The sequence below is a fragment of the Fredinandcohnia onubensis genome, assembly GCF_002734285.1.
Classification (GTDB): domain Bacteria; phylum Bacillota; class Bacilli; order Bacillales; family Bacillaceae_L; genus Ferdinandcohnia; species Ferdinandcohnia onubensis_A.
Genome location: NZ_NSEA01000003.1, coordinates 25,388 through 42,306 on the forward strand (window position 1 = coordinate 25,388; position 16,919 = coordinate 42,306).

At 38.5% G+C, this 16,919-nt stretch carries 16 protein-coding genes and 1 riboswitch; of the genes, 9 read left to right on the forward strand and 7 right to left on the reverse strand.

Annotated features, from left to right (window positions below; all coding sequences use genetic code 11):
* Positions 1-17: 17 nt before the first annotated feature.
* The 3 genes from CKJ95_RS02935 to CKJ95_RS02945 are packed head-to-tail and all read right to left on the reverse strand — an operon-like array spanning position 18 to position 2,581.
* On the reverse strand, positions 18-827 hold the full coding sequence (locus CKJ95_RS02935; RefSeq protein WP_099351909.1) for an ABC transporter permease: 810 nt from the start codon (positions 825-827) through the stop codon (positions 18-20).
* Complete coding sequence (locus tag CKJ95_RS02940; protein WP_099351910.1) at positions 805-1,584, reverse strand: ABC transporter ATP-binding protein; 780 nt, start codon at positions 1,582-1,584, stop codon at positions 805-807. The genes CKJ95_RS02935 and CKJ95_RS02940 overlap by 23 nt, the downstream gene beginning before the upstream one ends.
* A gap of 10 nt (positions 1,585-1,594) precedes the next feature.
* Entirely contained in the window at positions 1,595-2,581 is a 987-nt protein-coding gene (locus CKJ95_RS02945) for an ABC transporter substrate-binding protein (protein ID WP_099351911.1), read from the reverse strand.
* 156 nt (positions 2,582-2,737) lie between these two features.
* Here CKJ95_RS02945 and CKJ95_RS02950 point away from each other — a divergent pair, with 156 nt between their 5' ends.
* Positions 2,738-3,547, forward strand: a complete 810-nt coding sequence (locus CKJ95_RS02950) for an alpha/beta hydrolase family protein (RefSeq protein WP_099351912.1) — start codon at positions 2,738-2,740, stop codon at positions 3,545-3,547.
* Between the two features lie 144 nt (positions 3,548-3,691).
* Here the strand turns inward: CKJ95_RS02950 and pckA are convergent, their stop codons facing one another.
* Positions 3,692-5,281, reverse strand: a complete 1,590-nt coding sequence (pckA, locus tag CKJ95_RS02955; RefSeq protein ID WP_099351913.1) for a phosphoenolpyruvate carboxykinase (ATP) — start codon at positions 5,279-5,281, stop codon at positions 3,692-3,694.
* A 282-nt stretch (positions 5,282-5,563) separates the two neighbouring features.
* Positions 5,564-5,726: riboswitch (SAM riboswitch) on the forward strand.
* Between the two features lie 234 nt (positions 5,727-5,960).
* On the opposite strand from pckA, the gene metK reads away from it, so the two are divergent.
* Positions 5,961-7,160, forward strand: a complete 1,200-nt coding sequence (gene metK, locus CKJ95_RS02960; RefSeq protein ID WP_099351914.1) for a methionine adenosyltransferase — start codon at positions 5,961-5,963, stop codon at positions 7,158-7,160.
* 34 nt (positions 7,161-7,194) lie between these two features.
* On the opposite strand, the gene CKJ95_RS02965 is transcribed toward metK, so the two are convergent.
* Entirely contained in the window at positions 7,195-7,722 is a 528-nt protein-coding gene (locus CKJ95_RS02965) for a gamma carbonic anhydrase (RefSeq protein WP_099351915.1), read from the reverse strand.
* Between the two features lie 119 nt (positions 7,723-7,841).
* On the opposite strand from CKJ95_RS02965, the gene CKJ95_RS02970 reads away from it, so the two are divergent.
* A complete protein-coding gene (locus tag CKJ95_RS02970) occupies positions 7,842-8,906 on the forward strand; it encodes a tetraprenyl-beta-curcumene synthase family protein (RefSeq protein ID WP_257215708.1) in 1,065 nt (354 codons plus the stop codon).
* A 22-nt stretch (positions 8,907-8,928) separates the two neighbouring features.
* On the opposite strand, the gene CKJ95_RS02975 is transcribed toward CKJ95_RS02970, so the two are convergent.
* Positions 8,929-9,501, reverse strand: a complete 573-nt coding sequence (locus CKJ95_RS02975) for a class I SAM-dependent methyltransferase (RefSeq protein ID WP_099351916.1) — start codon at positions 9,499-9,501, stop codon at positions 8,929-8,931.
* Positions 9,498-10,460 (reverse strand): TIGR01212 family radical SAM protein, encoded by a 963-nt coding sequence (locus tag CKJ95_RS02980; protein ID WP_099351917.1) that lies wholly within the window; start codon positions 10,458-10,460, stop codon positions 9,498-9,500. Before CKJ95_RS02980 ends, CKJ95_RS02975 begins: the two co-directional genes overlap by 4 nt.
* 240 nt (positions 10,461-10,700) lie before the next feature.
* Between CKJ95_RS02980 and CKJ95_RS02985 the strand changes: the two genes are divergently transcribed.
* The 6 genes from CKJ95_RS02985 to CKJ95_RS03010 all read left to right on the forward strand — a co-directional run bounded on the left by CKJ95_RS02985 (position 10,701) and on the right by CKJ95_RS03010 (position 16,794).
* Positions 10,701-10,985: a YtzC family protein gene (locus CKJ95_RS02985; protein ID WP_099351918.1), complete on the forward strand. Its 285-nt coding sequence runs from the start codon at positions 10,701-10,703 to the stop codon at positions 10,983-10,985.
* Positions 10,986-10,996: 11 nt separating this feature from the next.
* Complete coding sequence (locus CKJ95_RS02990) at positions 10,997-11,158, forward strand: glycogen biosynthesis protein GlgD (protein ID WP_099351919.1); 162 nt, start codon at positions 10,997-10,999, stop codon at positions 11,156-11,158.
* Positions 11,159-11,675: 517 nt separating this feature from the next.
* Entirely contained in the window at positions 11,676-12,860 is a 1,185-nt protein-coding gene (locus CKJ95_RS02995) for an MDR family MFS transporter (RefSeq protein ID WP_099351920.1), read from the forward strand.
* Positions 12,861-12,976: 116 nt separating this feature from the next.
* On the forward strand, positions 12,977-14,350 hold the full coding sequence (locus tag CKJ95_RS03000; RefSeq protein ID WP_099351921.1) for a sigma-54 interaction domain-containing protein: 1,374 nt from the start codon (positions 12,977-12,979) through the stop codon (positions 14,348-14,350).
* 338 nt (positions 14,351-14,688) lie between these two features.
* On the forward strand, positions 14,689-16,008 hold the full coding sequence (locus CKJ95_RS03005; RefSeq protein ID WP_099351922.1) for a GntP family permease: 1,320 nt from the start codon (positions 14,689-14,691) through the stop codon (positions 16,006-16,008).
* 9 nt (positions 16,009-16,017) lie between these two features.
* Complete coding sequence (locus CKJ95_RS03010; protein WP_099351923.1) at positions 16,018-16,794, forward strand: 3-hydroxybutyrate dehydrogenase; 777 nt, start codon at positions 16,018-16,020, stop codon at positions 16,792-16,794.
* Positions 16,795-16,919: the final 125 nt, after the last annotated feature.

Genomic DNA, 16,919 nt, shown 5'->3' on the forward strand with positions numbered 1-16,919 from the left:
GATACTAGAAGAGCTTTCTATTTAGAATCCTTTATTAGCTTTCTCTCCAGGAGTTCAACCCCTTGGTACATGAGTGTTGCGCAAATGGCAATCAATAATAAGCTTAGGAAAATGAGTGTGAAATTAAATACCTGGAATCCATAAATGATAAGATAGCCTAAGCCTTGCTTAGAAACAAGGAATTCTCCGACAATGACTCCGACCCATGACAATCCAACGTTAACTTTTAATGTGGAGATAATGGCTGGAAAGGATGAGGGGAGAATGACATCGCGGAAGATTTGTTTCCGATTTGCTCCAAAGGTCTGTAGTACTTTAATGTAGTTATAATCGACTTCCTTAAACGAAGTGTAGATGACAATTGTCGTGATAATAACCGAAATTATTGCACCCATTGCAATAATAGACACATATCCGGTGCCTAAGGCAACGATTAAGATTGGGCCTAACGCTACTTTTGGCATTGCATTTAAAACGACTAAATACGGATCAAGGATGTTTGAAAGACGTTCTGACCACCATAAAAGCGCGGCAATTAAAACCCCTAAGACCGTTCCTATAATAAACCCTAGTACTGTTTCAAACAATGTTACAGCAAGATTATTAAATAGGCTTCCATCATTTATTTTATCTAAAAATAGATTCCAAACTTTTGAAGGAGCACTAAAGATTAAAGGGTCTATCCAATGGCTACGACTCGCAATTTCCCAGAACCCGAAAAAGACAATAAAAATTAGGATTTGATAAAATCTGACTAGTCTTTTCTCTTTTTTAATCGACTGCAGATAATGGTTGTGAAGGTCTTTAATGTTCAGGTTTTGTTTCAAGTTTATCTAACTCCTCCCATATTTGCTGAAAAATAATCGAATACTCTGGGTGTTGTCTTGCATCAAAGGGAGTCTCATTGCGCAGGTTCTCTGGGATATCAAATACTTTTGCAATCTTACCTGGTCTTTTAGAAAGAAGGAAGATTCGATCGCTCATGGCAATAGCCTCACCAATATCATGTGTGACAAGAATGGCTGTTTTTTGGTATTCCTTTAAAGTTTCTGAAACAAGGTCCTCTAATTTCAGCTTCGTTTGAAAATCCAGTGCAGAGAATGGTTCGTCAAGTAGAAGAATTTTTGGATTTGTTGCAAGAGTGCGAACCAATGCGGCTCTTTGTCTCATCCCTCCTGAGAGCTGTTTCGGATAAGCTTTTTCAACCCCTTTTAAGCCAATTTCTTCAAGTAGTTCTAAGGTGTTTTTTCTTGTTTGTTCTGTTTCTAGGTTCATGATTCGCAAGCCTACAAGGATGTTCTCCTCAATTGTCTTCCATGGAAATAAGTAGTCCTGCTGCAGCATATAGCCGATGTCGGACTTCGCTTTTTCGATCTTTTTACCTTCGATTAAAACCTCTCCATAGGTCGGTTTTAATAATCCAGCAATAATAGAGAGTAAAGTGGTTTTACCACACCCACTAGGGCCGAGAAGAGAGATAAACTCTCCCTCCTCGATTGTGAGCGAAATATCCTCGAGTGCGGTCGTTGTTGAATCCTTTGTAAAGTAAACATGGTGTATATCTTTTACTGACAAAAAGCTCATAGTAACACTCCTATTTGGAAATTACTTTTTCAGCAATACTTGTGTTCACAAGTGTGTTGTAGTCAATTCTCTTTGGTAATTCTCCTGCTTCATCCATAATGTCTTGAAGGTTATTCCAAGCTTCCTCTGATAAAACAGGATTAGTTGCGTAAGAACCTTGATTCTTGTAACGTTCAATAGAAGAAGTGATTAGATCAAGCGGTGTATCTGGGAAGAACTCTTGAACGGATTCTGCGATTTCATCTGGGCTATGGGAATCCACCCATTGCTGTGCTTTATAAATCGCTCTTGTGAATTTTTCAACAGCTTCTTCATTTTCATCAATAAAGCTTTGCTTTGTCATAAAGGATGTATATGGAACCTTCCCAGATTCTTCACCGAATGATGCTACAATATAGCCACGGCCTTCTTTTTCAAAAAGGCTTGCAGTTGGTTCAAATAACTGGACGAACTCTCCTGTGCCTGACGCATAAGCACTAGAAATATTCGCAAAGTCAATGTTTTGAATGAGATTCAAATCACCTTGTGGGTCAATATCATGCTTTTTTAATACAAACTCCCCAACCATTTGTGGCATACCGCCTTTACGTTGGCCAAGGAATGTACTATCTTTGAGTTGTTCCCAGCTAAAGTTTTCGATGTTCTCTCTTGCGACTAAAAATGTACCATCTGTTTGTGTAAGAGCTGCGAAATTTATAACAGGGTCGGTTGAGCCTTGTGCCTCAACATATATGGATGTTTCAGAACCAACTAAGGCTACATCAGCACCACCAGATATTAACGCAGTCATAGTCTTATCTCCACCTGGTACAGTTGTTAATTCAACTTCTAAGCCCTCTTCTTCAAAAAATCCTTCCGTAATCGCTACATACTGAGGTGCATAGAACACCGAACGAGTAACCTCTGCAATACGAATTTTTTGGACCTGGTCATTATTACAAGCGACTAACGGAATAATAAGCAGTAATGCAAAAAGACTTGCAAGAATACGGCGCATGTATTCATTCCTCCTTGACAGTTCATCTGTCGACTTTAGTAATTACTTAAGATAGATTATGAAACGTGACAAAAATGTGTGAATGCCTATTTTTGCGTTTTTTTAGAACATTTAAAGTAAAGGTTGTACAATAATGTTGTAGAGAGGATGGATCATATGGTGGAAGGCACTATTATCGAAAAACAGAGATTTCCGTCTCCCAATCCGGCAATCAATCTTTATTTAATTACATATTGGAGTAAAGGATTAAAAGTGAAAGGTTTTCTTGCTGAACCAAAGGAAGAGGGAGTATACGACGGTTTTTTATATTTACGTGGTGGTATAAAAAATGTAGGTATGGTCCGAATTGGACGCATCATCCAATTTGCTTCAGAAGGTTTTGTGGTGATGGCACCTTTTTATCGGGGAAATCAGGGCGGAGATGGGAATGAAGATTTCGCTGGTTATGACAGGTATGATGCATTTTCTGCTTTTAAAGTGCTTGAGGAGCATGAAAAAGTGAACCCGACACGGATCCATGTCTTTGGATTTTCACGCGGGGGAGTAATGGCCCTTCTTACGGCCATTCAGCATCCACAGATATGTTCGATCGTTACATGGGGTGGCGTGAGTGATTTAAGCCTAACGTATGTGGAACGAAATGATTTGCGGCGAATGTTGAAGCGGGTAATTGGAGGGACACCTACCAAATATCCGGAACGTTATAAGTGGAGAACACCATTATACGAACTTGAAAAGCTTGAGGCTCCAGTTCTTATTATTCATGGTGAAAAAGATAAAAATGTATCTGTTAACCATGCTAATCGTCTAGAAAAAAGAATTAAGGAACTCGGAAAAGAGGTAGAAAGTTGGTATTTCCCACAATACACTCATTACTTTCCTCCACATGAAAATCGAGAAACAGTAAGACGATTAACGGAGTGGATGAAAACAAGGGAGCCGAAGACAAAAAAGCTCGAGGACTAATCTCCTCGAGCTTCCTTTACGTCTAGTTCCAGCGCCTAGCCCCTCGAGGTCACAAGCCAATCCGTCGAGAAGGTCAAAGAGCAACCTTCAAGCCGGCTCGTCTTGTGCTTGTCAGGGCTGAGCAAGGCACTTACACATTTGTTATTAAATGCGTGGTCCGCCCAATAATTCGATTTCTTTAGCAACATTAGAGAACTTTTTGAAGTTTTCTTTGAATTTAACTGCTAATTCTTTTGCTTTTACATAGTATTGACTTTGGTCTGCCCATGTTTTTGATGGTTGAAGTACATCATCAGGAACCCCAGGAATATGAATCGGAATTTCCAGACCAAAGATATCATTCTTCACGGTTTCAGCATTGTTTAACTCGCCTTCTAAAGCAGCTTGAACCATTGCGCGAGTATATGATAGTTTCATTCTGCTTCCAACGCCATATTCTCCACCGGTCCAGCCTGTATTCACTAGGAATACTTGAACATTGTGCTCATCAATCTTTCTACCCAACATTTCTGCATATTCTGTTGCAGGAAGTGGTAGGAATGGAGATCCGAAGCAAGTTGAGAATGTTGCTTGTGGAGCAGTAACTCCACGCTCTGTTCCTGCTAGTTTACTAGTATAGCCGCTTAAGAAATGGTACATGGCTTGTTCCTTAGTTAGTTTACTGATAGGAGGTAAAACACCAAAAGCATCGGCTGTTAAAAATACGATTGTATTTGGATGACCTGCAATACTAGGCACAATAATATTATCAATATTATCAATTTGGTATGCAGCTCTTGTATTTTCAGTTAATGAATTATCATCATAATCTGCTATTCTGGATTCTTTATCCACAACCACATTTTCTAACACAGAGCCAAAGCGAATGGCATCGAAAATTTGTGGTTCCTTCTCGCGTGAAAGGTTGATGCATTTAGCATAGCAACCGCCTTCAATATTAAACACTCCAGAGCTAGACCAACCGTGCTCATCATCTCCAATAAGACGACGTTTTGGATCTGCTGAAAGAGTTGTTTTTCCTGTTCCAGATAGACCAAAGAATAGTGCAACGTCACCTTCTGGGCCTACGTTTGAAGAGCAGTGCATGGAAAGGATATTTTTTTCAGGCAATACATAGTTCATCACAGAGAAAATTGATTTTTTAATTTCTCCAGCATATTCTGTTCCTCCGATTAACACTGTTCGTTTTTCAAAGGAAATGATAATAAATGTTTCGGAGCGGGTACCATCTACCTCAGGATCAGCCTTAAAATTCGGTGCGCAAATAACTGTGAATTCAGGTTGATGTGTTTTTAGATCCTCTTCTGATGGTCGAACAAACATTTGTTGTGAGAAAAGATTATGCCAAGCATATTCATTGATTACTTGGATTGGCATGCGTACTTTTTTGTCAGCACCAGCATATCCATTGAATACAAAAATCTCATCTTTTTCTGTTAAGTATGAAAGTACTTTTGTATAAAGTTTTTCATATACCTCTTCAGAAATTGGTTTGTTTACCTTACCCCAATCAATTCTATCTTTAGTAGATGCTTCTTCTACGATGTATTTGTCTTCAGGTGATCTTCCGGTGTATTTCCCAGTTGTCGCACGTATAGCCCCAGTCGAAGTAAGGATTCCCTCTTGTCTAGATAGTACTTTTTCAACTAAAATAGGAACAGATAGGTTATGGAGTGCGTTTTTTCCATTCACTAATTCTAATAGCTGCTCATTTGAAACTTCAACTGAATTCATGTTAAACCATCCTTTATTAATTTTTAAATTTCCATAAATTATCTCAAATTTACAATTAGTATAACACATTAATAAAAATAGTCTATACTATTTAACGTATTTTACGTAACATATCATTAAAAAGTGCGCACAGATTCTAAAATAGTCCTTTATAATCGATAATTCTTTTAAAGTTTGTCGATTTCGTGGAAATAGTGTGACACAGTTCGACTTTGTTTTTTTTCGAAATTCTGTTGACACCTTAAGGAATACTGCGATATGATATGTCATTGAACGGATACTCTCTTATCCCGAGCTGGCGGAGGGACAGGCCCAATGAAACCCGGCAACCATCACTTTTCTTACATATCAAATGTTTTTTTGTGAAACCTATTTAGTAGGTCTCCACATTCGTAAAAGTGATAAGGTGCTAACCTGAGCAAGGTATGACCTTGATCGATAAGAGTGAAAGGCTGGATAAACGATAAACCTTTCCTCAAAAAAGTGGGAAAGGTTTTTTATTCTTTATTGGTTTTATTGATGTTACTTAACGCGTAATGTGTGTTTAACGCAGATAACTGTTCATTAATATAGGATAGAAAATCGTGAAGGTAACAATACTAAGGGAATGAGTACCGTATCAATGAATGTCAGAACTCGAACCTATTTCGATTCTGAATCCGAAAAGGAGGAAGCGTTTGTGACAAATAGACGCCGTTTATTTACTTCAGAGTCTGTTACAGAAGGACATCCAGATAAAATCTGTGACCAAATTTCAGATTCTATTTTAGATGCGATTTTAGCAAGTGATGCAAATGCACGCGTAGCGTGTGAAACTTCTGTCACAACAGGTCTTGTACTTGTTGCGGGAGAAATTACAACTTCTACATATGTAGATATCCCAAAGATTGTCCGTGAAACGATTAAAGAGATTGGCTATACACGTGCAAAATACGGATTTGACTATGAAACTTGTGCTGTTTTAACATCCATTGATGAGCAATCACCAGATATTGCAATGGGGGTTGACCAAGCGTTAGAAGCACGTGAAGGTCAAATGACAGATGAGCAAATTGAAGCAATTGGTGCTGGAGACCAAGGATTAATGTTTGGTTATGCTTGTAACGAAACAAAAGAATTAATGCCTCTACCAATTTCATTAGCTCACAAGTTATCACGCAGACTAACAAAGGTACGTAAAGATGAGATTCTTCCATATTTACGTCCAGATGGAAAAACTCAGGTTACTGTTGAATATGATGAGAACAACAATCCAGTTCGTATCGATACGATTGTTATTTCAACTCAGCACCATCCTGAAATTTCATTAGAGCAGATTCAACGTAATTTAAAAGAACATGTAATCAATCCTGTAGTTCCTAGTGAACTAATTGATGAGAATACAAAATATTTCATTAATCCTACTGGCCGATTTGTAATTGGTGGTCCTCAAGGGGATGCTGGTTTAACTGGCCGTAAAATTATTGTTGATACGTACGGTGGATATGCACGCCATGGCGGTGGCGCATTCTCAGGTAAGGATCCAACTAAGGTTGACCGTTCAGCTGCGTATGCTGCTCGTTATGTTGCGAAAAACATCGTTGCAGCTGGTTTAGCTGATAAATGTGAAGTTCAGCTTGCGTATGCAATTGGCGTTGCTCAACCAGTTTCTATCTCAGTTGACACATTCGGAACTGGAACTGTGTCAGAGGATGTACTTGTAGAATTGGTTCGTGATAATTTTGATTTACGTCCTGCTGGAATTATTAACATGCTGGATCTTCGTCGTCCAATTTATAAGCAAACTGCTGCATATGGTCACTTTGGTAGAAATGATCTTGATCTACCGTGGGAGCGTACTGACAAAGCAGAAGCACTAAAAACACAAGCTGCAAAATAAGATAGAAAAAAAGCTCGCCTTAATGGCGGGCTTTTTAGTTTCCACGTTTTTCTTTTTGTAATTGCTTGTAATGCTGCCCTTTTTCCACATATTCACGGCGAATTCTTGCCATATCTTTTCTATCATCTTCATTTAATTCACGAATAACTTTAGCTGGTCTTCCGAATGCAAGAGTGTTTGGTGGAATCTTTTTGCCTTGTGGAACTAGGCTGCCGGCACCTATAAAAGCCCCTTCACCAACCTCGGCCCCATCAAGAATAATCGACCCCATCCCAATCAGAGCATTTTTACGGATAATAGAGCTATGTAGGATCACCTGATGTCCGATTGTGACATCATCTTCAATAACTAAAGGATTATTTGGGCTTTGATGCAAGGTTGAGTTATCCTGAATGCTCACTCTTTTTCCGATAATTGTCGGTGCCACATCACCTCGTATAACAGTATTAAACCAAATATTTGTTTCCTCACCAATTTTTACGTCACCTGTAACAGTCGCGTATTCCGCAATATAAACAGAATCGGCAATTTCAGGATATTTCCCTTTGTATGGATAAATCATAATAGATACATCCTCTCGTTTGATATTCAATAAATAATCATTTATGGTAAGTGTATCAACTTTTACAAATATCGTAAATCGTACATATATTCAATTTTCCTAAAAATGAGGTGATAGCGATGGTACCAACAAAACCAATTAGTTTAATGAAGAAAGTGTATCGTGAGGTATTTCCGATTGTACATCGTGAATTATCAATTTGGAAAAAGAAAGCGGAGGCTATTCCAAATGAGGAACTTCGGAAACAGGCATTAGCGAGTATTCAAACTAAAACGTTTCACTGTGAAGGTGGGGCGATTCTCGCCTTATTATCAGAAGGACAAATGGAGGAATGTATTCGTTTTATCGTAGCCTATCAAACGATTAGTGACTATCTAGATAATCTTTGTGATCGCAGTACCTCACTTGATCCGTTAGATTTTAGTTCGTTGCATGACTCTATGCCAGATGCATTACAACCAGGACAGCCAACAAAAAACTACTATCAATATCGAGAGGAAAAAGATGATGGAGGATACTTGGAAAGCCTAGTCACAACCTGTCAGGGTGTTCTTCATGACCTTAATCATTATGATAAGATTGCTGATTATTTACAGGAACTGGCAAGTTATTATTGTGCTTTGCAAATACATAAACATGTAAAGGTAGAAGAGCGAGTACCAAGACTTGAGAATTGGTTTAATGATCACCAAAAGAATCTACCTGGCATGGAATGGTATGAATTCTCAGCCTGTTCAGGGTCTACACTAGGGATTTTTTGTTTAGTTGCGTACGCTTTTCATGAAGAATTTAACGAAGATATGGCCAAAAAAGTTCGAAATGGATATTTTCCATATATCCAAGGGTTGCATATCCTTCTTGATTATTTCATTGATCAAGAAGAGGACCGTCAAGGTGGAGACTTGAATTTCTGTTTTTATTATTCACATGAAAATGAATTGGTGGATCGCCTTAAGCACTTTATCATGGAAGCAGATAAACATACAGCAGGGCTACCTAATGAAAAATTTCACCGAATGATTAACAGGGGGTTATTAGGTCTCTATCTATCAGATGAAAAGGTAAGGACACAACGAAGTGTATTAAAAATTGCGAAGAAAATCATTAGACTTGGTGGGAAGACTTCGTTTTTCTTTTATGTAAATGGACGAGCCTATCGTAGATTTCAACATGTGTTTGAATAAGAAAAAGATAGAGTGCTGGGCTCTATCTTTTTTCAATGGCAATAATAAAAGGTGGATTGTTCATTTGATTCATAAATCGGTACATTAAAACATGAGCACGGTTTTGGTCAAGTGTTGAACAGTATTCTAATAGCTGATCTCGTTCGACTGCACCTTCTTCATGGCCATGGTACACAACAAGTACGATGATACCTTCAGGCTTCATGATGGTAAGTAATTGCTCAATTGCCTCAATCGTAGAATCAGCCTTTGTAACAATTTCCTTATTCCCCCCTGGTAAATAGCCTAAATTAAAGACGGCCCCTGTAATTTTGCCGTGGGCTTCAGTTGGAATTATCGTTAAAAGTTGACTATGGCTTTCATGAAACAAACGAACACGCTCATATAGGTCTTGCTCTTTCAAACGATTGGTGGTGTTTTCAATGGCTTCTTTTTGTATGTCAAAGCCAAAGACCTGTCCATTTTCACCAACCAATGAAGCGAGCATTGCTGTGTCATGACCATTTCCGATTGTAGCGTCAACTGCATAATCCCCTTCATTCACAGCAAGTTTTAGTAAATTTCGGGCAAATGGAAGGATGCGATCTAATTTCATACGTTTTCAGCTACCTTCTCATAAAATTTTCCTTGATAGCTGTCACGACGTTTCAATTCAGCATCTATTGTATTTAGAACCTCCCATTTGTTAACGCTCCACATCGGCCCAACCATTAAATCAATCGGACCGTCCCCTGTAATGCGATGAACAATCATTTCCGGTGGTAGAATTTCAAGCTGGTCACAAACTAATTGTACATAATCATCAAAAGAGAGAAATTCCAATAGTCCTTTTTCATATTGCTTCACCATTGGTGTTCCTTTTAACAAATGCAGCAAATGAATTTTAATACCTTGTACATCAAGTTTCGCAACTTCTCGTGCTGTTTCCATCATCATCTCCGGTGTTTCCTGTGGTAGTCCATTAATAATATGGGAGCAAATCCGGATATTATGTTTACGAAGCTTATTAACTCCTTCAACATAACACTGAAAATCATGTGCACGATTAATTAGCTGCGCTGTTTTTTCATGTACAGTTTGTAAACCAAGCTCAACCCAGAGGTAGGTTCTTTCATTTAATTCTGCTAAGTATTCAACAACATCATCAGGCAGACAATCAGGTCTTGTAGCAATAGAGATTCCGACTACACCTGCTTGACTTAAAACAGGTTCAAACCGTTTACGCAAGACCTCTACAGGGGCGTGCGTATTTGTAAACGCTTGGAAGTATGCCATGTACTTGCCATCCTTCCACTTTTCATGCATTTTATCTTTAATCGTATGGAATTGTGTAAGTATATCGTCCGCACGGTTTCCGGCAAAGTCACCTGACCCTGAGACACTACAAAAAGTACATCCACCATGTGCGACTGTACCGTCACGGTTTGGGCAGTCAAATCCGCCATCAAGTGCTACTTTAAATACTTTATGTCCAAAGGTATTACGCAGGTGGTAATTCCATGTATGATAACGTTTATTATCTGTTGAATATGAAAATGGATTTCCTTGAGGCATTGAATCGCCCCTCCTAACTAAGTAAAAAATTTGCTACGTAAATTTTAGCACGGGGGCTTTTAAGAACTCAAATGGAAATTCGAAGAACAAAGAACGCCACTTACTGCGGCAACGTATTTGTGACCTGCCTCGTTTGGGCCTCATAAATTGGAAATAACTTTTTGAGAGAAGAAATGAAGGATGAACAAACTATAGTTGAGAAGGCTTTTGCTTCTCATTTCGAATGTAGGAGGGGGAAGAATGGCTACTCGACAATCAGTAGATGCCTTTTTACAGCGCTGCGAGGATTCAATCCGAAATGCTCAAGAACAAATTACGACTGCAAGAAGACAGGAGCATTATAATACTACGGAATATACAGATGCTCAAATGCAATTGGAAGAAGTCACGAATGAATTAGCAAAGTTAGCTCAAAGTTGTAATGACCAGCAACGCGAGGAATTGCACCGAATGAGGTTGCAATTACAGCAACTTCAAAATGATATGACATTGGATGCAAACGTGATTCAACAGTATAAGATGTAGGGGATGAATTCATGAAAAAGCGTTCGAAACAAAATAATCCAGAGCAAAAAACAAAAAACGGTGTAAACAGCAATGATGTGGAGTTTGGGCAGGATTTTGATCCTGTGAAAAAATCAAAGCAAAACTATCAAAAAAAGGGACAACCCATCAAATCAAAACAGCGTCCCGAATAAAATGACGTACCGACAAGCGAATTTCGCTTGTCGGTTTGTTTTTTTGTGTCCATTTTTAGTAGCATGGCTTCAAATTGTTTTTGGGGTACACGCTCGCGCTGAGATTGCCCGAGCATGCACCTTGATACCGTTCTTGCGGTACACGCTTGCGCTGAATATGCCCGAGCATGTACCGTGACACCACTCTAGCGGTACACGCTCGCGCTGAATCTGACTGAACATGTACCGTGACACCGCTCTAGCGGTACACGCTTGCGCTGAATTTGCCCAAGCATGCACCGTGACACCACTCTTTCTTGTCCATTTATCCCGCATTAACGGGCAGTAATTCCCCAAGGGGAAACTGCCCGTAAAAGCCCGATTGGTTCAACTAACAAACAGTGGGGGTTAAAGGCAACCCTCACTGTTTGAAGTTTCACTTTATCCGAATACTTTTTTAAATTGAATTAACGTGTGGAAAGGAATAGAATATTTATTTGATATACGATAAATACGTAAGAATGAAGGAGGTGCCCGTATGCCGAGAGCGCTTTGGATGATTATTATTGGAATGATCATTAATGTCACAGGTTCATCTTTTTTATGGCCGTTAAACGCGATTTACATTCATGGTCATCTTGGTAAATCTTTATCTGTTGCAGGTCTTGTATTAATGGTTAATGCGGGTGCAACCGTTATTGGGAATTTAGTAGGTGGCGTGTTATTTGATAAAATAGGTGGCTATAAATCAATTCTGACAGGTATCCTGATTTCATTAGTGGCTCTAATAGGACTTACCTTTTACCATGGTTGGCCACATTATGTTATTTTCCTAACCATCATTGGGTTTGGTACGGGTATGGTATTCCCCGCCATGTTTGCAATGGCAGGAGCTGTTTGGCCAGAAGGTGGAAGAAAGTCATTTAATGCCGTTTATATTGCACAAAACCTAGGTGTTGCGATTGGATCAGGACTTGGTGGATTTGTGGCATCTTATTCATTTGATTATATTTTTATGGCGAATACATTTATGTATATTCTATTTTTCTTAGTGGCATTGTTCGGTTACCGAGGAATTTACGCTGAAAAGGCTACCCAATCAAGCTTATTAGAACAGTCGAAAATGGTGAAAAATCGCTCAAAATTAAATGCATTACTGATTCTTTGTATTGGATATGTTTTATGTTGGGTGGCCTATGTGCAATGGCAAGCGACCATTTCAAGCTATACACAAGACATCGGGATCACATTAAAGCAATATAGCTTATTATGGACTGTAAATGGAGGCTTGATCGTTCTCGGGCAGCCATTACTGAACATAGCAATAAAGTCATTTGCAAAGTCCTTGAAAAAACAAATTATCATAGGAATTCTTATATTTATTTGTTCTTTTCTTATTGTTTCAGCGGCGAGCTCATTTAGCGGATTTCTAGTTGCGATGATCATATTAACGGTTGGAGAAATGTTTGTATGGCCAGCTGTACCGACCATTGCAAACGATCTTGCACCAAAGGGTCGCGAAGGTTTTTACCAAGGGATTGTTAACAGTATGGCTACTGGCGGACGTATGATTGGGCCAGTACTTGGTGGCATGCTTGTTGACTTATGGGGTATGAGCATGTTATTTACGGTATTAGCGGTATTATTGTTCGTTTCCATCTTCACTACCATGAAATATGATAAAAAACTAAAAGAAAAAACAAATGTTGTTATTACTGCATAACGAAGTAGACTTGATACGAAAAATTGGTATCAGGTCTTTTTTTATTCTCTTTAATGAATACCTATTCAGATGATATGATGAACATATAAAGGGAGAATAAAGAGGTGTGGGAATAAATGTTTAATCACAATGATTTTGAGTTCAAAAACAAAATTCTTGAAACGATTATTGACACTGCTTATGAATGGATTGTTGTAGTAGATCATCAAGGTAAAATTATGTACATGAATAAAAATTATTGTGATTTCCTTGAAGTTAATCGAGAAGAGGTTATTGGCACACATGTAACAAAGGTAATCGAAAACACAAGGATGCATATTGTTGTTCAAACCGGAGAAGAGGAAATTGGCAGTCCGCATTATATAAAAGGGAATTATATGATTGCGAATCGAATTCCAATTTATTCTGATCATACAATAGTTGGGGCAGTAGGGGCCGTTATTTTTAAAGATACAAAGGCATTAAATAAGATGAATAGCCATATTAAAAGCTTAATGTCGCAGCTGCAAACCTATATTGAGGATTGGCAGGAAAACAATGGGGCTAAATATACGTTAAATGATATTAAAACGGTTTCAAAGCAAGTACTTGAATTGAAGGAAAAGGTTAAAAATATCGCATCAGGTGATATTTCTGTATTAATTCGAGGCGAAAGTGGAACTGGGAAAGAATTGTTCGCCCACAGTATTCATCAATTAAGCGAAAGAAGTCAAAATCCTTTTATTAAAATTAATTGTGGAGCAATCCCTGAGCATTTATTAGAATCTGAGTTATTTGGTTATGAAGAAGGAGCATTCACTGGAGCAAAAAAGGGTGGAAAAAAAGGCAAGTTTGTTCTTGCACATGGTGGAACCATTTTTTTAGATGAGGTGGGTGACATGCCATTAAATATGCAGATAAAGCTATTGCGCGTTCTCCAGGAAAAAGAAGTCGAACCGGTGGGAGCAGTAAAGCCTATCCCAGTTGATGTTCGTGTGATCGCAGCTACGAATCGACCTTTGGAGCAGATGATTGAAGAAAATCGATTTCGTGAGGATTTATTTTACCGAATCAATGTAATCCCGTTCAGAATTCCGCCCCTTCGTGAACGGCCAGAAGATATTGGTCCTTTAACCCAATTTTTTATCGAAAAAGTTTCAAAGCGTACTGGAAAAAGAATTACTGCAATTGACGATGAGGTTATGAATATTTTTAATCAACATCAATGGCCAGGAAACCTTCGTGAGCTTGAAAATGTAGTAGAGGCTGCTATCCATTTAACAAGTGGAGAAAAAATAGAGATCCGTTCGTTACCGGATTATTTGGTTGACGATCCCAAATTATTAATCGGCCAAAAAACGTTAAAGGAAATACTTGAAGATACTGAAAAAAGGGTGCTCGAGAAAACATTGCAAAAATATAGTGACGATAAACAATTAGCTGCCAAAGCACTTGGGATAAGTAAATCTAGTATGTATGAAAAACTTAAGAAGCTAAAGCTAGAATCGTAAATTCCAGGAATCCGGAACGTTATTCCAGATCTCTGGAATTCTTTTTTTGCCCATGTAAACTCATTTTCTAAAAAACTAGGAAACTATCATTCCAGAATTCTGGAATGATAGGGTGGAAAATAAATTAAAATATGGCGATTTAGTGACCTTTTTGATTTTGGCATACTACTTGCAATATTTAAAACTGAAACGATCAAAAGGAGGTCTAATATAGCGAATTGAAAAAAGAGGGCGAAAGGAAATTGAAAGCGGTTACTAAGTGAGGCAGGATTGGAGATGGAGTTGCTGTATTTGGTTGACAATGTTTCACAATAAAATTTGAGTAAGGGGGATATAAAATGCTCAGTATGATTGGGTTGGTTGGGGGCTTAGTGCTTTTAATTGTTTTAACAATGAGAGGCATGAACTTACTAATTGCAGGGCCATTATGTGCTCTAGTTGTAGCTGTTTTAAGTGGCCTTCCATTGTTTCCACAGTTAGCAGGTGAGGGAGAAGCAAACTTTGTTGGCAATTATATGAGTGGATTTTCAAGTTTCGTTACGTCTTGGTACCTCATGTTCCTATTAGGAGCTATATTTGGAAAAGTGATGGAGGATAGTGGTGCGGCTGATAGTGTGTCAAAGTGGATTGTTGATAAATTAGGCATGAAATATGCCATTTTTGCAATCGTCTTAGCCTGTGCAGTTCTCACCTATGGCGGTGTAAGCTTATTTGTTGTTGCTTTCTCTGTATATCCAATGGCAATTAGTCTATTTAAAGAAGCAAATTTACCGAGAAGATTTATCCCTGCAACATTAGCTTTCGGTTCTGTTACATTTACAATGACATCAGCAGGTTCTCCAGAGATTCAAAACTGGATCCCTATTGAATATTTAGGTACATCACCATTAGCAGGTTGGGAAGTTAGTGCCATTGTCGCGGTATTTATGATGATTTTTGGCGGCTGGTGGTTAAAACGGATGATTAATAAGGCAGTGGCAAAAGGGGAAACCTTCGTTTCAAGAGAAAATGACCCAATTGTTGAAAATAAAGAACTGCCACACCCGATTACAGGACTTATTCCGTTAGTAGTGGTTCTTATTATTTCGTTTTTCTTTCATGACAAGCTTGCACAATCCGCCCTTATCATTGCTTTATTAGGTGGGGTTATTTCAACTTATTTATTAAATCGTAAGTATTTTACATCTGTTAATAAAGCACTTTCTGAGGGAACACTTGGTGCATTAATTGCGATTGGTAACACTGCGGCCGTTGTTGGGTTTGGAGGAGTTGCAAAAGCGGTTCCAGCTTTCGAGGTTGCGGTTGATGCGATGACAAGTATCCCAGGTAGCCCATTAATTGGAGGAGCAATTGCAGTTAGTGTCATTGCTGGAATGACAGGTTCAGCTTCTGGAGGTCAGGCAATCGCACTCCCATTATTAGCGCCACATTATATTGAAACAGGCGTTAATACAGAGGCACTTCATAGAGTTGTGGCCATTTCGTCAGGTGCATTGGATTCACTCCCACATAATGGCTATGTTGTTACAACTGTTCGTTCAATTTGTGGAGAATCACATAAGGATGCATATGGTGCAGTTGGTGCGTTAACAGTTATTGTTCCATTAATTGGGTTAGCCATTGCCATTATTTTATTTTCTTTAGGTCTAGGGATTTAGGAGGACGTCATGTTTACAAATCAGGTTATCTTAATTACCGGGGCAGCACGAGGGATTGGATTTGAAATGGGGAAAACCTTTGCTAAGAATGGCGCGCGTGTTGTGTTAACGGATGTAGATGAATCGGCAGTGAAAAAATCTTCATCAGAGCTTCAAGAGGCAGGCTATGATGCGATTGGTTTAAAATGTAATGTCACAAATGAACTAGAGATTGTTGAGATTATTAATAATACGGTTTCAACATACGGAAAAATTGATTGCCTAATCAACAATGCGGGGTTGCAGCATGTGTCTCCAATTGAAGAATTTCCAAAAGAAAAATTTGAATTATTACTATCCGTTATGCTTACTGCCCCATTTGTAGCAATTAAGCATGTGTTTCCGATTATGAAACAACAGAAATTTGGACGGATTATTAATATGGCTTCCATAAATGGTTTAATAGGTTTTGCTGGTAAAGCTGCCTACAATAGCGCAAAGCATGGTGTTATTGGATTAACAAAGGTTGCTGCATTAGAAGGAGCAGAGCACGGAATTACAGTGAATGCAATATGTCCTGGGTATGTCGATACACCACTTGTAAGAAATCAACTTGCAGACTTAGCCAAGACACGAAAAGTGGATCTGGAAAAGGTTTTGGAGGAGGTAATTTATCCTCTTGTCCCACAGAAGCGTCTTTTAGAGGTTGAGGAAATAGCAAATTACGTTATGTTTTTAGCAAGTGAACATGGAAAAGGAATAACAGGTCAGGCATGTGTAATTGATGGGGGCTATACAGCTCAATAAAAGTGAAAAAGAATCTCATATTCTGAGATTCTTTTTCTGCTATTTTTCTATTTTTATGGTAAACTTTATTTAGCGAATTTTTGTTGACCTTATAAAAGGGTGCCACTAGTGTACTTTTTTATAGG

Coding starts and splice junctions, on each gene's coding strand:
- CKJ95_RS02940 (WP_099351910.1), bottom strand. CDS start 1,584: ATGAGCTTTTTGTCAGTAAAAGATATACACCATGTTTACTTTACAAAG.
- CKJ95_RS02945 (WP_099351911.1), bottom strand. CDS start 2,581: ATGCGCCGTATTCTTGCAAGTCTTTTTGCATTACTGCTTATTATTCCG.
- CKJ95_RS02950 (WP_099351912.1), top strand. CDS start 2,738: ATGGTGGAAGGCACTATTATCGAAAAACAGAGATTTCCGTCTCCCAAT.
- pckA (WP_099351913.1), bottom strand. CDS start 5,281: ATGAATTCAGTTGAAGTTTCAAATGAGCAGCTATTAGAATTAGTGAAT.
- CKJ95_RS02965 (WP_099351915.1), bottom strand. CDS start 7,722: ATGATTTATCCATACAAAGGGAAATATCCTGAAATTGCCGATTCTGTT.
- CKJ95_RS02970 (WP_257215708.1), top strand. CDS start 7,842: ATGGTACCAACAAAACCAATTAGTTTAATGAAGAAAGTGTATCGTGAG.
- CKJ95_RS02975 (WP_099351916.1), bottom strand. CDS start 9,501: ATGAAATTAGATCGCATCCTTCCATTTGCCCGAAATTTACTAAAACTT.
- CKJ95_RS02980 (WP_099351917.1), bottom strand. CDS start 10,460: ATGCCTCAAGGAAATCCATTTTCATATTCAACAGATAATAAACGTTAT.
- CKJ95_RS02985 (WP_099351918.1), top strand. CDS start 10,701: ATGGCTACTCGACAATCAGTAGATGCCTTTTTACAGCGCTGCGAGGAT.
- CKJ95_RS02990 (WP_099351919.1), top strand. CDS start 10,997: ATGAAAAAGCGTTCGAAACAAAATAATCCAGAGCAAAAAACAAAAAAC.
- CKJ95_RS02995 (WP_099351920.1), top strand. CDS start 11,676: ATGCCGAGAGCGCTTTGGATGATTATTATTGGAATGATCATTAATGTC.
- CKJ95_RS03000 (WP_099351921.1), top strand. CDS start 12,977: ATGTTTAATCACAATGATTTTGAGTTCAAAAACAAAATTCTTGAAACG.
- CKJ95_RS03005 (WP_099351922.1), top strand. CDS start 14,689: ATGCTCAGTATGATTGGGTTGGTTGGGGGCTTAGTGCTTTTAATTGTT.
- CKJ95_RS03010 (WP_099351923.1), top strand. CDS start 16,018: ATGTTTACAAATCAGGTTATCTTAATTACCGGGGCAGCACGAGGGATT.